Origin of the sequence: Stenotrophomonas geniculata ATCC 19374 = JCM 13324 (assembly GCF_001431625.1) — a bacterium.
In the GTDB taxonomy this organism is placed as follows: Bacteria; Pseudomonadota; Gammaproteobacteria; order Xanthomonadales; family Xanthomonadaceae; genus Stenotrophomonas; species Stenotrophomonas geniculata.
In genome coordinates, this window is the sequence record NZ_LLXT01000094.1 from 61,662 (window position 1) to 75,201 (window position 13,540).

Consider the following 13,540-nt stretch of genomic DNA (forward strand, 5'->3'; position numbering starts at 1 on the left):
TCTGACCCGATCACACGACGGTCAGGCCTTCTTGCGTTCGGCGATGTAGGCCTGGATCTGCTGTTCCAGCACCGGCAGCGGCACCGAGCCCTGCTTGAGCAGGGTGTCGTGGAAACCCTTGATGTCGAACTTGTCGCCCAGCTCCTTCTCGGCCTGCGCACGCAGGCGCACGATGGCGATCTCGCCCAGCTTGTAGCTCAGCGCCTGGCCCGGCCAGGAAATGTAGCGGTCCACTTCGGTGGTCACTTCATGCTCGCTCAGCGCGGTGTGGTCACGCAGGTAGGCCAACGCCTGCTCGCGGGTCCAGCCCTTGCTGTGCACGCCGGTGTCGATCACCAGGCGCGCGGCGCGCCACATCTCATAGGTCAGGCGGCCGAAATCCTCGTACGGGGTTTCGTAGATGCCCATCTCCACGCCCAGCTTCTCGCAGTACAGCGCCCAGCCTTCGCCATAGGCGGAGATGTAGGCGTTGCGGCGGAACTCGGGCAGGTTCTTCTGCTCGGCGGCGATGGCGCCCTGCAACGCGTGGCCCGGATCGGACTCATGCAGGGTCAGTGCCGGCAGGTTGTACAGCGGGCGCGACGGCAGGTTGTAGGTGTTGAGCCAGTAGGTGCCCATGCCACCGCGGCCGGCGGTCCAGAACGGCGCAATGTCCGGCGGCACCGGCACGATGGTGAAGCGGGCGCGCGGCAGCGTCATGTACTTGCCAAGCTGGCCATCGGCGCGCTTGGAGATCCACGCGGCACGCGACAGCAGCTCTTCCGGCGTCTTGGCGTAGAACTGCGGGTCGGTACGCAGGAAGGTCAGGAATTCGGCGAAGCTGCCCTTGAACTTCACCTGCTTGATGATGTCGTTCATTTCCTTCTGGATGCGTGCGACTTCATCCAGGCCGATGCGGTGGATCTCGTCCGGCGACAGGTCCAGCGTGGTGTATTCGTGGATCTGCTGCTTGTAGTACGCCTTGCCGTCGGGCATCGCTTCGGCGGCCAGGGTGGTGCGCGCCTGCGGCACGTACTCGTTGACGAAGAAGGTGCGCAGCTGCTGGAACGCGGGCACCACCTTGCCACTGATCGCTTCACGCGCCTGCGCCTGCAGCCTGGCCTGTTCGGCCGCCGGAACGGTGTTGGGCAGCTTCTTGAACGGCGCGTACAGCGGCGATTCGGTCGGGTCCTTCAATTCGGCGACGGTGGCGATGGAGACCTCGCGGCCATCGAGCACGGCACGCGGCACGCTGAAGCCGCGCTTCAGGCCGGCGCGCATGTTGTCGGTCTGCTGGCCGAAGTAGCGCGGCACATCGTTCAGCCGTGCGATGTAGTTCTGGTAGTCCTGCACGGTCTTCATCTCGCGCCGGGCCATGAAGGACAGGTTGGACCAGAACGAGGAGTCGGCGTTGAACGGCATCTCGTAGCCACGCAGGCGCGTCTCTTCGGCCAGGTTGAACACCTGGTCGTGGTAGATCGCGTAGTTGACCTGGTTGTCGGGCGACAGGGTCTTCGGATCGATCTTCTTCAGCGCGGCGAGGGTCTCGTCCCACACCTTCAGGCGCGCCTGCTGCGCGGCCGGGCCGACGTCGGGCATGCGGGTGGCGTTGGCCGGAGCGTCTTCGTCCTCGCTGGCCTCGCCGCCGCCATCCTGGCGCCACTTCCATTCCTTCTCGTACAGCGCGCGGAAGGCGGCATCGGCGGGCGATTCGGTGGCCACGCTGGCCGGTGCGGCGGTGGCGGGCGGCGCGGCCAGGGCCACGGCAGGGGCGGACAGGGCGATCAGCAGGGCAACGGCAAGACGGGTTTTCACGAGCACAGGTTCCCGGGAAGGCAGACCCCGATCATGGCACCGCTCATCGTCCGTGGCATGGGACGAAGGTCCTGCCTGCGCCGCGGACCGGGGCCCCGGTAGCGGCCAACCTGGGTTGGCCCCAAACCCAGCGCCGACCAAGGTCGGCATCTACCGGAGACCTAGTGGCTGGCCCTGTCCCGCTTCCAGCCCCGGTGCTTGATGTCCAGCTGCAGGCTGTACAGCGCGGTGAACGCCGGGAACAGGTTCTGCAGCACGCCCACCGAGTCCTGCTTGGCCGAGAACAGGAAGTAGCTCAGCGTCATCAGGCTGCCGACCACGCTCATGTACCAGAACAGCCGCGGGATCACCGGCTTGCCCGCACGCTTGGACGCGATGAACTGGACCAGCCAGCGGCCACCGAACATCAGCGCGCCGGTATAGCCGATCAGCTTCCAGCCGGTCACATGCAGGCCGGTCCAGTACAGCCAGGTCAGCGGCTGGTCGAGCCAGTGCAGTTCCAGCCCCATCACCGCTCTTCCACCGCAGTGCGCTTGCTGCGGGTGATCAGCCAGGCCACGCCGCGCAGATCACGAATGCCGACCAGCGCGCGGCCCAGATTGTTGTACTTGGACACGCCGGCGGTACGGTGGCGGTGGTTGACCGGCACGCTAGTGGTCTTCCAGCCAGCACGCTGCATCAGCGCCGGCAGGTAGCGGTGCATGTGGTCGAAGTACGGCAGGTCGAGGAACGCGCTGCGCTCGAACAGCTTGATGCCGCAGCCGGTATCGGGCGTATCGTCGCGCAGCATGCGTGCACGGATGGCGTTGGCCCACTTGCTGGCCCAGCGCTTGCTGCCGCTGTCCTGGCGGTTGACACGCCAGCCGGCGAACAGCTTCACCTGCGTCTCGGCGGCATCGCGCGCGGCCAGCAGTTTGGGAATATCGGCCGGATCGTTCTGGCCGTCACCATCGAGGGTGGCGATCCAGGGCGCCCGTGCGTGCTTGACGCCGGTGCGCACGGCGGTGCTCTGCCCGCTCTGGTTCACGTGGTGCAGCACCCGCAGTTCCGGCGTGGTCGCCTTCAGGCCCTGCAGCACAGACAGGGTGTCATCGCGCGAGTGATCGTCGATGTAGACGATCTCGAACGGCAGCCGCCCGCGCAGTGCAGCGGTGATTTCGGCAACCAGCGGGGCGACATTGTCGCGCTCGTTGAATACCGGGACGACAACGGAAAGCTCGGGTTGGCTCATAAGGCACTCGGCCAAAGGGGGACAAAGACCGCGCATTCTCCGAAGCCGAGGTTATCCGAAGATGAATCCGGCTGTGTGAGGATCCCTCCTCAGGCGCGATCACCAAAGTACTCGCGGCACCACTGCACGACGGGGGGCAACCCTTCTTCGATCGGGGTCACCGCATCGAAGCCGAATGCGTCATGGGCGCGCCGGGTGTCGGCCATCGTGCGTACCATGTCGCCGGGCTGCATGGGCTTGTAGACCTTCTGCGCGGGGCGGCCGGCCGCCTGCTCGATCACGCTGATGAAGCGCTCCAGCTCGACCGGCGTATGGTTGCCGAGGTTGAACACCCGGTGCGGTACCGGACCATCGGCCGGATGCGCGAGCGCGCCGAGAATACCCGACACGATGTCGGAGACATGTGTGAAATCGCGCTGCATGCGGCCTTCGTTGAACACGTCGATCGGCCGCCCCGCCAGCACCGCGCGCGAGAACAGCAGCGGCGCCATGTCCGGCCGGCCCCACGGGCCATACACGGTGAAGAAGCGCAGGCCGGTGGCATGCAGGCCGTAAAGCTGCGCGTAGGTGTAGGCCATCAGCTCGTTGGCCGCCTTGGTCGCCGCGTACAGCGAGCGCGGCTGGTCCACGCGCTGGTCCTCGGAGAACGGCGGCGTGGCCGAATCGCCGTAGACCGAACTGCTGGAGGCATAGACCAGGTGTTGCACGCCACGGTGGCGACACAGCTCGAGCATGTTGACGAAGCCGACCAGGTTGCTGTCGACGTAGGCATGCGGGTTTTCCAGCGAATAGCGCACGCCGGCCTGCGCGGCCAGATGGATCACCGCGGTCGGCTTCACTTCGTCGAACAGTGCCGCCAAGCCCTGCTGGTCGGTCAGGTCCAGGGTGCGCAGGTCCAGCGCCGGGCACAGCGCTGCCACGCGGTCGCGCTTGATCTGCGGGTCGTAGTAGTCGTTGAAGTTGTCCAGGCCGACCACCGGCTGGCCCGCCTCCAGCAGCGCGCGGGCGGTGTAGGCACCGATGAAGCCGGCAGCGCCGGTGAGCAGGATGGTCATGGCAGTTGCCTGGAGATCAATGAGTACAGGTGCAGAGGATACGCTGCGAGCTCAGAACAGCCCGAAACGCTTCTTGGCCACATTGGCGCGGCCGGGTTCGATCACGTCCTGGATCTTCTTCGCATCGAAGCGGTCGAGCAGCGCCTCGGCGCCCTTCTTCAGCTTCAGATCCATCTCTTCCGGATACAGCGGAACCAGGGCCATGAAGCTGATGGTCTTGCCGTCGTCCAGTTCCAGCGTGGCGAAGTCCTCCGGGGTCGTCACCGGCGGCAGCACAATGGCACCGTCGAAGCCCACGCCCTGCGCGTAGGGCTCGCTGGGGTGGCCGTTGGGAATGGTGTGGCCGAAGCCCAGCCAGGTGTCGTACTCGTGCGGCAGCCGCGCCATGCCCTTCAGCAGGCGCACCGGCCAGTAATTGCGTTCGTCCTCGAAGGCATCCTGCGAGATCGGCCAGTCAGCCGGCAGGGTCACCATCAGTTCCATGTAGCGGGGCACGTCCGCGTCCACCTCGGCGGGCACGGTCATCGGCAGGTCGCTCATGCCGGAGGTGACCAGTCGCAGGTACGGACACTGGTCAGTGGCCGGTACCACGTGCACGTCGATGTGCACCAGGTCGGAGATGATCTCGTGGAAGACACCGGACACCGGACCCAGATGGCGCTCGATGTGCGCGCCGATCGCCTCGATGTGTTCTTCGCCCTGTGGCGGGGTGAAGTCCTTCTGGCGGCTGTGCACCATGATCGGGCTGCCGCCCGGGCTGACGTCGTCGAATGTGTTGCTCATGTCCTGCTCCCTGGATGAGGCCACGGACCGGAGAGCGATGCATCCCCCGGCGCGCGCGGCGGTGCGTTCCCTGTCACCTGCAGGACGCGGCAGGAACAGGCCGCATCCCCTGGCGCTGCGCCGGGCTCAGCCCTGGCGCGTACGCAGCTTTTCCAGCACGCCGTCCAGGGTATCCAGGTCGGTGTAGTGGATGATCAGCTTGCCCTTGCCACCCCGGCCGTGGCTGATCGCCACCTTGGCGCCCAGCGTTTCGGACAGTTCGGTTTCCAGCGAGGCGATGTCGGCCTGCTGCACCTTCGGCGTGGCGACCGGGCGATTGCTCGGCACCTTGCCGGCGGCGAAGGCCTGCGCACGGCGCTCGACCTCGCGCACCGACCAGCCTTCATCGGCCGCTTCCTGCGCCAGCTTGCCGGCCAGCTCGGGGGCCAGGGTCAGCAGCGCGCGGGCGTGGCCCATTTCCAGGCGGCGGGTTTCCAGCAGCAGGCGGATCGCCACCGGCAGCTCCAGCAGGCGCAACAGGTTGGACACCGCCGCGCGCGAGCGGCCGACGGCCTCGGCGGCCTCGGCATGGGTCAGGGTGAATTCGCTGATCAGGCGCTGCAGCGCCTCGGCTTCTTCCAGCGGGTTGAGGTCTTCGCGCTGGATGTTCTCGATCAGCGCCATCGCGATGACGGTGCGGTCTTCCAGCTCGCGCACCACCACCGGCACTTCGTCCAGGCCGGCCAGCTGCGATGCGCGCCAGCGGCGCTCACCGGCGACGATTTCGTAGTTGCCGGCGGGCAGCTGGCGCACCAGGATCGGCTGGATCACGCCCTGCGACTTGATCGAGTCGGCCAGCTCGGACAGCTTGCCCTCGTCCATCTCGCGGCGCGGCTGGTACTTGCCCGGCTGCAACTGACCCACGGCCAGCTTGCGCAGCACTTCACCCGGCAGCGGCTCGATCACCGCGGTGGTGGCCTGCACCTGACTGACCGCGCCTTTCGGGCCCAGCAGCGCATCCAGGCCACGGCCGAGGCCTCGCTTCTTGGCTGCCGGCTTGCTGCTGGTCATCAGACGGTCTCCACGGCCTTGGTGGCCTTGTTGCGTTCGTTGTTGCGGCGGATGATCTCGCCGGCCAGGCCCAGGTAGGCCACGCCACCGCGCGAGGCGCGGTCGTAGCCGACGATGCTCTGGCCATGGCTGGGCGCCTCGGCCAGGCGCACGTTGCGCGGCACGATGGTGCGGAACACGCGGTCGCCGAAGTGCTCGGTGAGCTCGGCCGAGACCGCGTTGGCCAGGTTGTTGCGCACGTCGAACATGGTGCGCAGCACGCCTTCGATCTCCAGCGCCGGGTTAAGGTTGGCACGCAGCGCATCGATGGTTTCCACCAGCGCGCTCAGGCCTTCCAGCGCGTAGTACTCACACTGCATCGGCACGATCACCGAATCGGCGGCGGCCAGCGCGTTGAGCGTCAGCAGCGACAGCGCCGGCGGGCAGTCGATCAGGATGTAGTCGTACTCGTCGCGGATTGGTGCCAGCGCGCGCTTCAGCCGCTGCTCGCGCTCGCTCTGCGCCATCAGCTGGATCTCGGCGGCGGTCAGGTCGATGTTGCCGGGCAGCAGGTCGTAGCCTTCGGCGGTCTGCACGCGCACGTCGGCGGCGCTGGACTCGCCCAGCAGCAGATCGTAGGTGGAAGCGGCCAGCTCACGCTTGTCCACGCCACTGCCCATGGTCGCGTTGCCCTGCGAATCCAGGTCGACCAACAGCACGCGCTTGGGTGCGTTGGCCAGGGAAGCGGCCAGGTTGACGGCGGTCGTGGTCTTGCCGACGCCACCCTTCTGGTTGGCGATGGCGATGATGCGGGCCATGCGGGTGTGCCTCGTCGACGTGTGCTGGGACCGGTCATTATGCGTACAACCGGCCCCTTGCGGAAATCGTGAATCGCCAACCCGTTGTTCCACAAAGGGCTGGCGGCGGGAATCAGGGGCCTGTAACCGTGACCAGGTGGCGTTCGCCGGCCAGGCCGGGCACGCTCAACGGGGTCACCTCACGCACCTGCCAGCCAGCCGGCAGGTCCGCGATCTCCTCATGCGGGTAGACGCCCTTCATGGCCAGCAGTACGCCGCCGGGGCGCAGCAGGTGGCCACCAACGCGGACGATACCGGCCAGGGTGTCCATCGCGCGCGCGGTCAGCTGGTCGTAGCGGCCGGCCTCGTCCAGCGCCTCGGCGCGCGATTCGGCCACGCGGGCATTGTCCAGACCCAGCTGGCGCACGGCCTCGCGCATGAAGCGCGCCTTCTTGCCGTTGCTCTCGACCAGGGTGACCTGCAGGCCCGGGCAGGCGATCGCCAGCGGGATGCCAGGCAACCCGGGGCCGGTGCCGAGGTCGGCCAGGCTGCCATCAGCCACGAACCGCTGCATCGCCAGCGAGTCGAGCAGGTGGCGGGTGACCATCTCCTGCGGATCGCGGATGGCGGTGAGGTTGTAGGTGCCGTTCCAGCGGTGCAGCAGGGCCAGGTAGCGCAGCAGCGGCGGCGCCAATGCGGCGTCCAGGCCCATGCTGGCCAGGCCCTGTTCCAGCGTGGCGGCCACGCTGGCGGGAAGTGGGTGTTCGCTCATGCCGGCATTATCGCCGGTTTTGCGCGCTGATTCCCCGCTTCAGTGCGGATACCAGGCCAATGCCGCACGGAACTGGCCGCTGGCCTGCCATTCGTGCAGGTGCCAGCGCGCGGCCTCGCCCAGTTCCGGGTCGCACCAGCGCAGGTGCAGGGCGCCATCGGCCCCCGGCGCCAGCTGCAGGCGGTGCAGGCCGAACGAGATGCCCTGTCCATGCGCCTTCAGGATGGCCTCCTTGATGCACCACACGCGGAAGAACCAGTGCTCGCGCCCGACCTCGTCCAGGCTTTCCAGCCAGGCCACCTCCTCGGGGTGGAAGAAGCGCTGCACGATCTCCAGCAGGCGGGCCCGCGGCCGCAGCAGTTCCAGGTCCACGCCCAGCCGCACACCTTCGCCCAGCGCCACCAGCAGCACCTCGCCGCTGTGGCTCCAGCTGGTGCCGTAGTGGGCCAGTGCGCCGCTCAGTTCCGGCCGGCCCTTGTCATCGCGGACCAGCGGCAGCGTCTCCGGGTCGGCACCCAATGCCTGTGCCAGCACCTGCCGCGCCTGCGGTTCACCGCGCTGGCCCGGCACGTGCGGACGCCGCCAGACCGTCACCGGGCCGAAGCGCCACGGGCCATCGAGGGTGGCTGGCAGGCTCATCCGCACGCGCCCGTCACGCAATTGCACGACGGGTTCACAGCCCTGCGCGTCAACTGGTCACAGTTCCCCACCGGAGGTTCGATCATGGGCATCATCATCTGGCTGATCGTCGGCGGCATCGTAGGCTGGCTGGCCAGCATCATCATGAAGCGCGATGCCCAGCAGGGCATCATCCTCAACATCGTGGTCGGCATCGTCGGCGCGCTGATTTCCGGCTGGCTGTTCGGCGGTGGCATCAACGAAGCGATCACCATCCGCACCTTCCTGTTCTCGCTGATCGGTGCGGTGATCCTGCTGGCGATCGTCAACCTGTTCACCCGCAAGAGCATACGGTGATCTGGGGGGTAGCGCCGGGCCATGCCCGGCGTCACCCTGCCGCCGCTGCGCTCGCCGGGCATGGCCCGGCGCTACCTCAACTCAACCCAACTGTACCCACGCCGGCGCATGGTCGCTCGGGCGTTCCCAGGTGCGCGGCTCGCGGTCGATGCCCGAAGCCACCGCACCGCTCTTCAGCGCATCGGAGACCAGGGTCAGGTCGATGCGCAGGCCCAGGTTGCGACGGAAGCCGGCGGCGCGGTAATCCCACCAGCTGAAGGTACCCGCCTCGTCGTTGTGCAGGCGGAAGCCATCGTGCAGGCCCAGCTGCAGCAGCTTGTTCAATGCGCCGCGCTCGGCGGTGGAGGTCAGGATGTGGTTGTCGTTCCACACCGCCGGGTCGTGCACGTCGCGTGCGTCCGGGGCGATGTTGAAGTCGCCCATCACGATCAGCTTCGGGTGGCGCTGCAGCTCTTCGGCGATCCAGGCATGGACCGCTTCCAGCCAGCGCAGCTTGTAGTCGTACTTGTCGGTACCGATGTCCTGGCCGTTGACCACGTACAGGTTGATCACGCGCAGGTCGCCGAAGGTACCGGCGATGACGCGCTTCTGCTCGTCCTCGAAGCCGGGAATGCCGATCTGCACGTCCTGCGCAGGCTCACGCGACAGCAGCGCCACGCCGTTGTAGGTCTTCTGGCCGGCGAACACACTGCGGTAACCCGCGGCGATCAGCGCCGAATCGGGGAACTTGTGGTCCTCCAGCTTGGTTTCCTGGATACCGACGATGTCCGGGCCGAAATCCTTGAGCCACTGCTCCAGGTGCGGCAGGCGGACATTGAGCGAATTGACGTTCCACGAGGCGATCTTCATGCGGGCATTCTAACCGGGTGGCTAGGATGGGCGTCGGCCCGGATTCCCGTGTAGAGCCGAGCCCACGCTCGGCTGCATTGATCAGGCACCCAGCCAGGAGCAGCCGAGCGTGGGCTCGGCTCTACAGAAGAATCGGGCGCTGATTCCGTAGAGCAACGCCATGCGTGGCTTCACCGCAGCAACAGCCTCAACAACCCCGCAATCTTCGAGTACGGCGGGCGCAGCCGGTCACTGGTCGCCCAGCGTGACTGCCACAGCACCGGCAGCCGCTTGCTCATCGCGTCGAACCCGGCCCGGCCGTGGTATGCACCCATGCCGCTGGCGCCAACCCCGCCAAACGGCAGCCCATCAGCGGCGAAGTGCAGCAGTGTGTCATTCACGGTCACCCCGCCCGCCACCACCTGGCCGAGGATGTGCTCCACCGTCGCCGTGTCGTGGCTGAAGGGATACAGCGCCAGCGGCCGGTCACGCGACAGCACGTCGGCCAATGCGGCATCCAGATCCGGATAGGCGCGCACCGGCAGGATCGGCCCGAAGATCTCCTCGCGCATCAGCTCCAGGTCATCCGGCGGGTCCAGCACCACGGTCGGCACCAGCAGGCGCTCGCGGTCGGCGCGCACCTCATCCACCTGCGCCAGCGGAATCACCGGCACGCCGCGTTGCCGCGCCTGTGCCAGATAGCCCTGCAGGCGCCGGTACTGGCCTTCATTGATGATGCGGGTGTAATCGTCGGCATCGCTGAAGTCGCCATAGCGCTCGCGCACCTGCTGCTGCAGCGCCTGCACGAACTCGCGCTGGCGCGCGGTATCGATCAGCACGTAATCCGGCGCGATGCAGGTCTGGCCGGCGTTGAACCACTTGCCGGTGGCCAGCCGCGCGGCGGCCTTGTCCAGCGGGAAATCTCGGCAGACGATGGCCGGCGACTTGCCGCCCAGTTCCAGCGTCACCGGCACCAGGTGCTCGGCAGCGGCAGCCATCACCTTGCGACCCACGGCCGTCGAGCCCGTGAACAGCAGATGGTCCAGCCGCAGCGAGGACACCGCCGCAGCCACATCCGCCCCGCCCTGCACCACCGCCACCCGATCGGGCGGGAACACGCTGGCCAGCAGATCGGCCAGGAACGCGCTGGTACGCGGCGTGTGTTCGGACGGCTTCAGCAGCACGTGGTTGCCGGCAGCAATCGCGGTGGCCAACGGCACCAGCGCCAGCGTGACCGGGTAGTTCCACGGTGAGATCACCCCGACCACACCCAGTGGCGTCGGCCGCAGCTGCGCGCGCGCCGGCCAAAGCTTCCAGCCGGCCCGTACGCGCTGCGGCTTCGACCAGCGCCGCAGGTGGCGGCGCAGGTGGTCGATGGCCGACAGCACGCTCATGCCATCGGCCAGCTTCGATTCGGTGTGGGCGCGGTGGCCGAAGTCGTCGGCGATGGCCGTGGCCATTTCGTCCAGGCGTGGCGTCAGCGCTTCGCGCAGGCGGCGCAGGTCGGCTTCGCGCTGGTCGAGCGTGGGGCGCTGCGACTGCCAGGCGCTGCGCAGGGTGTGCAGGATGGCGGGAAGGTCGGCTGGGGCGGTGGTGGTCATGGGCCGACTATACGGGGTGCTGCGCCATGTAACGGTAGAGCCGACTGCTCTTGGCGGGACACCTCAAAACCCCGCGCTGCGCGCGATAGTCGACTCTACCCACCCATTCCCCCGCGATTCCCAGCCACATACAGAAAGGCCACGATCCACACCGCGTCCTCTCTTTCTGTGCCTTACTCAGAATCAAGCTGTTGCCAAGATCCTCGCAGGATTTCAACCTCCTTCGCAATCAGCGCAGATTCTGCTGCTGGGGCATCAGAGAACATTTCACCTGACATTGGAGTCATCCTCAGCGGGGCATTTCGGGTGCCAACGATGAAGTAAGGTGTAAAGCAGTAGGGTGCATCACCCACTTCGGAAGGCTGTTTCACCAAGGTCGCGAAGACGGCATTGATCGGTGTTCTCGGTTTAGTGCCTGTGCACCAAGGATGCGACGCAAGGATGTCCGGAACTCGCTCACCGTAACGATTGAACTCCGCGACACTGGAAACCTTGCCCAGAGTGACGCGACGCACCCGAGGCGAAGCATCCTTCAATCCTGTTTCGACAAGCCATCCGGAATTGTCATGCGAAGTGCAACTGCAGTCGCAGGTTACTAACGTTGCGCCGGGCACGGCGTTGTTCCAGGACTACCAGACCTTCTCTGTCTCGCATGCATCCTGGATCGTGGGTGATCTTCGCTCTATCTGGACACGACCGTGTCGATTCTCGGCGATGAGATCCTTCACTACCCGAGGATCACCTGGAAGCGTCGAGCGCATCTGCGCAGAGTCCATTCCATCCCGCACGCCTGGAACCATACCGGTGACTACCTGTACTGATGCATTGGCGGCCGGCGCTGCCGCCGCGATGGCCGCTGCAAGAAATAGGCTGTGCATGGTCCGTGCCGATTAATGGATTATCCATGTTAAGGAAGACGCTGGCGTAAGAGCTAGTGGTCATATGCGTCACCGATTGTCAGCTCTACCCGACAGGCCCTCTCCAGAGCTCAGCCAAACACGTCATCTCGTCTCAGAACAGTACGAAGATGCCCAGTTTCGTACTTCTTTCATTGTCGAGCAGCGTCATGTCTACCAGTGTGCATGTCTGACGTGCCGAAGAGCAGGATGTGATGCGAGGGATACCCACCGTTCTAGGCGGCTTGATGCTGATGGCCTTTTCGGCCGGAGCCTCAGCTCCGCCTATTGAATACGAGAAGGTGGGAATGGTCGGTGTCCAAAGAGTGACGGGGCAATGGGTGCGTTACATCTTGCTCGCGGAGGACTCGGCTTGCATCACGGTTCAGATCTTCAAAGGCGCGAACATGGAAGGACTCGTTCGCCAGAAGACAATCTGTTCGCTCGGGGAGATGCACTTTCACCGTGACTTCGCGCTTGTCGACGTGTGGAGGGTCGACTTTGAGCCAGACCGACTATCACTGGAGATCGAATTCATCAAACTTCGCGGTAGCGGCCATGAAGTGAGACCTTGTTCAATTGAAATCGGAAATAGGTCTATCGGAGATCTGGAATGTTCACTCGAGTATGGAAGCGTGTACTACTGACCACGCCATGGATTGTTCTTTACGCTGCGTCAACCCTTTCGGGTAGCCCCGCCAAAGCATCGGAGCGGCACATCGACTATTCAAAAGTCACGAAGGCTGAAGGGGCAATTGTTCGGGAGCGTTCCTTCAGGTATCTCGTAATCGCCAACAATCCATGCCTGACAATTCAGTCCTTTAGGCTCGGCCATCCAAGCAAGCCCGATCGCGAAAAGTTCATCTGCTCGCTCGGCGAGGCCCGCTTTGATCGCGACTTCGCTTTGGTCGACTTCAAGACACTCGATTTCCACGATGACCGTCTGGATGTAGAAGTGGAATTCACTCCCTCACGAAGGGGACGCAAGGTGATCAGGTGGTGCTCCATCGCCCTGCAGCCTGATTCCATTGGCGATCTGGTGTGCAATCGATGATGGTGGCTCTCGTGATGGCCCTAGCACTGTCTCTGTCTGAAGCGTCGACTACCCCTCCGCCGCCCAATGGCCATTTCGCGCAGGATACAAAGCGCGAGTATGTCCCGATGGTGGGCGACAGCCTGGCTGTCGCTTGTGGGCGAGCTGGACGGTGAGCCCACCTCTGGCGCCACCATCGATCGGGTGCTGGCTGCTTTGGAGGAGCGACTGAAGCGTACCCCATGCAGGTCAGCGGGACTTGGCAATACGCAGTCGCAACCACGTGGCATCACCTGCAACGTACCCGATGCAGAGCGGCTTTTTCCCTACTACGCGGCCCTGCGGCGGGCAGAGACGCCAGCAGAGCACGATCGCCGGGGCCGTCGCTTCCTGGACGCCTATGCGACGTTGCTCAAGAATGCACCGGATGTCGCCCTCACGCGACCAAGCGAGGATGAAGCGGCAGATGGCTTGTTACATGTGCTCTTTCCGTTCGAGATCTGGGACAGAAAGCTGAACATCCCACGCCATCAGGTGCACTTCCCGTTCGTTCCTGTGTGCAACCTCGTTGTCGCCCGCGCTGCGCGTTGCCCGGGAGCCGACCAGCTGCGCAGGAAGATTGGGCAGGCAGGCGATGAGAGTGAACAGCGATTGTTCTGCATCAAGGAGTTCTCGACGCGACGGCTGGCGGAGGAAGGTGAATGCGCGGAAGTGGCTACCACAAGCCCCTGATGCCCATCGCATGC

The 13,540-nt window shown here is 65.5% G+C and carries 14 protein-coding genes; 3 read left to right on the plus strand and 11 right to left on the minus strand.

The genetic code is table 11. The features are described from left to right. Positions 1-21 precede the first annotated feature (21 nt). From ARC63_RS08350 to ARC63_RS08390, 9 genes are all read right to left on the minus strand, one after another. On the minus strand, positions 22-1,794 hold the full coding sequence (locus ARC63_RS08350) for a DUF885 domain-containing protein (RefSeq protein WP_049413225.1): 1,773 nt from the start codon (positions 1,792-1,794) through the stop codon (positions 22-24). Between the two features lie 161 nt (positions 1,795-1,955). Continuing rightward, positions 1,956-2,303, minus strand: coding sequence for a lipid-A-disaccharide synthase N-terminal domain-containing protein (locus ARC63_RS08355; protein ID WP_008267433.1), 348 nt, complete (start codon positions 2,301-2,303; stop codon positions 1,956-1,958). Further along, positions 2,303-3,025 (minus strand): glycosyltransferase family 2 protein, encoded by a 723-nt coding sequence (locus ARC63_RS08360; protein WP_043399632.1) that lies wholly within the window; start codon positions 3,023-3,025, stop codon positions 2,303-2,305. The genes ARC63_RS08355 and ARC63_RS08360 overlap by 1 nt, the downstream gene beginning before the upstream one ends. Before the next feature lie 89 nt (positions 3,026-3,114). Then, entirely contained in the window at positions 3,115-4,080 is a 966-nt protein-coding gene (locus tag ARC63_RS08365) for an NAD-dependent epimerase/dehydratase family protein (protein WP_005411650.1), read from the minus strand. A 51-nt stretch (positions 4,081-4,131) separates the two neighbouring features. Beyond that, the gene (locus tag ARC63_RS08370) at positions 4,132-4,863 is read right to left on the minus strand and encodes a suppressor of fused domain protein (protein WP_057503012.1); all 732 of its coding nucleotides are present in this window, start codon (positions 4,861-4,863) and stop codon (positions 4,132-4,134) included. A gap of 126 nt (positions 4,864-4,989) precedes the next feature. Continuing rightward, complete coding sequence (locus ARC63_RS08375) at positions 4,990-5,913, minus strand: ParB/RepB/Spo0J family partition protein (RefSeq protein ID WP_049413186.1); 924 nt, start codon at positions 5,911-5,913, stop codon at positions 4,990-4,992. Next, positions 5,913-6,710 carry a ParA family protein gene (locus tag ARC63_RS08380; RefSeq protein WP_010482381.1) on the minus strand — a complete coding sequence of 266 codons (798 nt, stop codon included), beginning with the start codon at positions 6,708-6,710 and terminating at the stop codon, positions 5,913-5,915. The genes ARC63_RS08375 and ARC63_RS08380 overlap by 1 nt, the downstream gene beginning before the upstream one ends. 112 nt (positions 6,711-6,822) lie before the next feature. Further along, positions 6,823-7,461, minus strand: coding sequence for a 16S rRNA (guanine(527)-N(7))-methyltransferase RsmG (gene rsmG, locus ARC63_RS08385; protein WP_057503013.1), 639 nt, complete (start codon positions 7,459-7,461; stop codon positions 6,823-6,825). Positions 7,462-7,500: 39 nt separating this feature from the next. Continuing rightward, positions 7,501-8,100: a 4'-phosphopantetheinyl transferase family protein gene (locus ARC63_RS08390; RefSeq protein ID WP_057503014.1), complete on the minus strand. Its 600-nt coding sequence runs from the start codon at positions 8,098-8,100 to the stop codon at positions 7,501-7,503. 84 nt (positions 8,101-8,184) lie between these two features. Here ARC63_RS08390 and ARC63_RS08395 point away from each other — a divergent pair, with 84 nt between their 5' ends. Continuing rightward, the gene (locus ARC63_RS08395) at positions 8,185-8,436 is read left to right on the plus strand and encodes a GlsB/YeaQ/YmgE family stress response membrane protein (protein ID WP_005411656.1); all 252 of its coding nucleotides are present in this window, start codon (positions 8,185-8,187) and stop codon (positions 8,434-8,436) included. Positions 8,437-8,517: 81 nt separating this feature from the next. Here ARC63_RS08395 and xth read toward each other — a convergent pair whose 3' ends face one another. Both xth and ARC63_RS08405 read right to left on the minus strand, forming a co-directional pair. After that, on the minus strand, positions 8,518-9,285 hold the full coding sequence (xth, locus tag ARC63_RS08400) for an exodeoxyribonuclease III (protein ID WP_019337933.1): 768 nt from the start codon (positions 9,283-9,285) through the stop codon (positions 8,518-8,520). A 170-nt stretch (positions 9,286-9,455) separates the two neighbouring features. Beyond that, the gene (locus tag ARC63_RS08405; protein ID WP_057503015.1) at positions 9,456-10,865 is read right to left on the minus strand and encodes a coniferyl aldehyde dehydrogenase; all 1,410 of its coding nucleotides are present in this window, start codon (positions 10,863-10,865) and stop codon (positions 9,456-9,458) included. 1,509 nt (positions 10,866-12,374) lie between these two features. On the opposite strand from ARC63_RS08405, the gene ARC63_RS23175 reads away from it, so the two are divergent. After that, positions 12,375-12,815, plus strand: coding sequence for a hypothetical protein (locus ARC63_RS23175; RefSeq protein WP_139042397.1), 441 nt, complete (start codon positions 12,375-12,377; stop codon positions 12,813-12,815). 99 nt (positions 12,816-12,914) lie between these two features. After that, positions 12,915-13,526, plus strand: a complete 612-nt coding sequence (locus ARC63_RS08415; protein WP_057503017.1) for a hypothetical protein — start codon at positions 12,915-12,917, stop codon at positions 13,524-13,526. Positions 13,527-13,540: the final 14 nt, after the last annotated feature.

What these genes read in the sequence shown, in the direction of transcription:
- ARC63_RS08380 (WP_010482381.1), bottom strand. Translation starts at nt 6,710, where the DNA reads ATGGCCCGCATCATCGCCATCGCCAACCAGAAGGGTGGCGTCGGCAAG.
- ARC63_RS08360 (WP_043399632.1), bottom strand. Translation starts at nt 3,025, where the DNA reads ATGAGCCAACCCGAGCTTTCCGTTGTCGTCCCGGTATTCAACGAGCGC.
- ARC63_RS08355 (WP_008267433.1), bottom strand. Translation starts at nt 2,303, where the DNA reads ATGGGGCTGGAACTGCACTGGCTCGACCAGCCGCTGACCTGGCTGTAC.
- xth (WP_019337933.1), bottom strand. Translation starts at nt 9,285, where the DNA reads ATGAAGATCGCCTCGTGGAACGTCAATTCGCTCAATGTCCGCCTGCCG.
- ARC63_RS08375 (WP_049413186.1), bottom strand. Translation starts at nt 5,913, where the DNA reads ATGACCAGCAGCAAGCCGGCAGCCAAGAAGCGAGGCCTCGGCCGTGGC.
- ARC63_RS08415 (WP_057503017.1), top strand. Translation starts at nt 12,915, where the DNA reads ATGTCCCGATGGTGGGCGACAGCCTGGCTGTCGCTTGTGGGCGAGCTG.
- ARC63_RS08390 (WP_057503014.1), bottom strand. Translation starts at nt 8,100, where the DNA reads ATGAGCCTGCCAGCCACCCTCGATGGCCCGTGGCGCTTCGGCCCGGTG.
- ARC63_RS08395 (WP_005411656.1), top strand. Translation starts at nt 8,185, where the DNA reads ATGGGCATCATCATCTGGCTGATCGTCGGCGGCATCGTAGGCTGGCTG.
- ARC63_RS23175 (WP_139042397.1), top strand. Translation starts at nt 12,375, where the DNA reads ATGTTCACTCGAGTATGGAAGCGTGTACTACTGACCACGCCATGGATT.
- ARC63_RS08365 (WP_005411650.1), bottom strand. Translation starts at nt 4,080, where the DNA reads ATGACCATCCTGCTCACCGGCGCTGCCGGCTTCATCGGTGCCTACACC.
- ARC63_RS08370 (WP_057503012.1), bottom strand. Translation starts at nt 4,863, where the DNA reads ATGAGCAACACATTCGACGACGTCAGCCCGGGCGGCAGCCCGATCATG.
- ARC63_RS08405 (WP_057503015.1), bottom strand. Translation starts at nt 10,865, where the DNA reads ATGACCACCACCGCCCCAGCCGACCTTCCCGCCATCCTGCACACCCTG.
- rsmG (WP_057503013.1), bottom strand. Translation starts at nt 7,461, where the DNA reads ATGAGCGAACACCCACTTCCCGCCAGCGTGGCCGCCACGCTGGAACAG.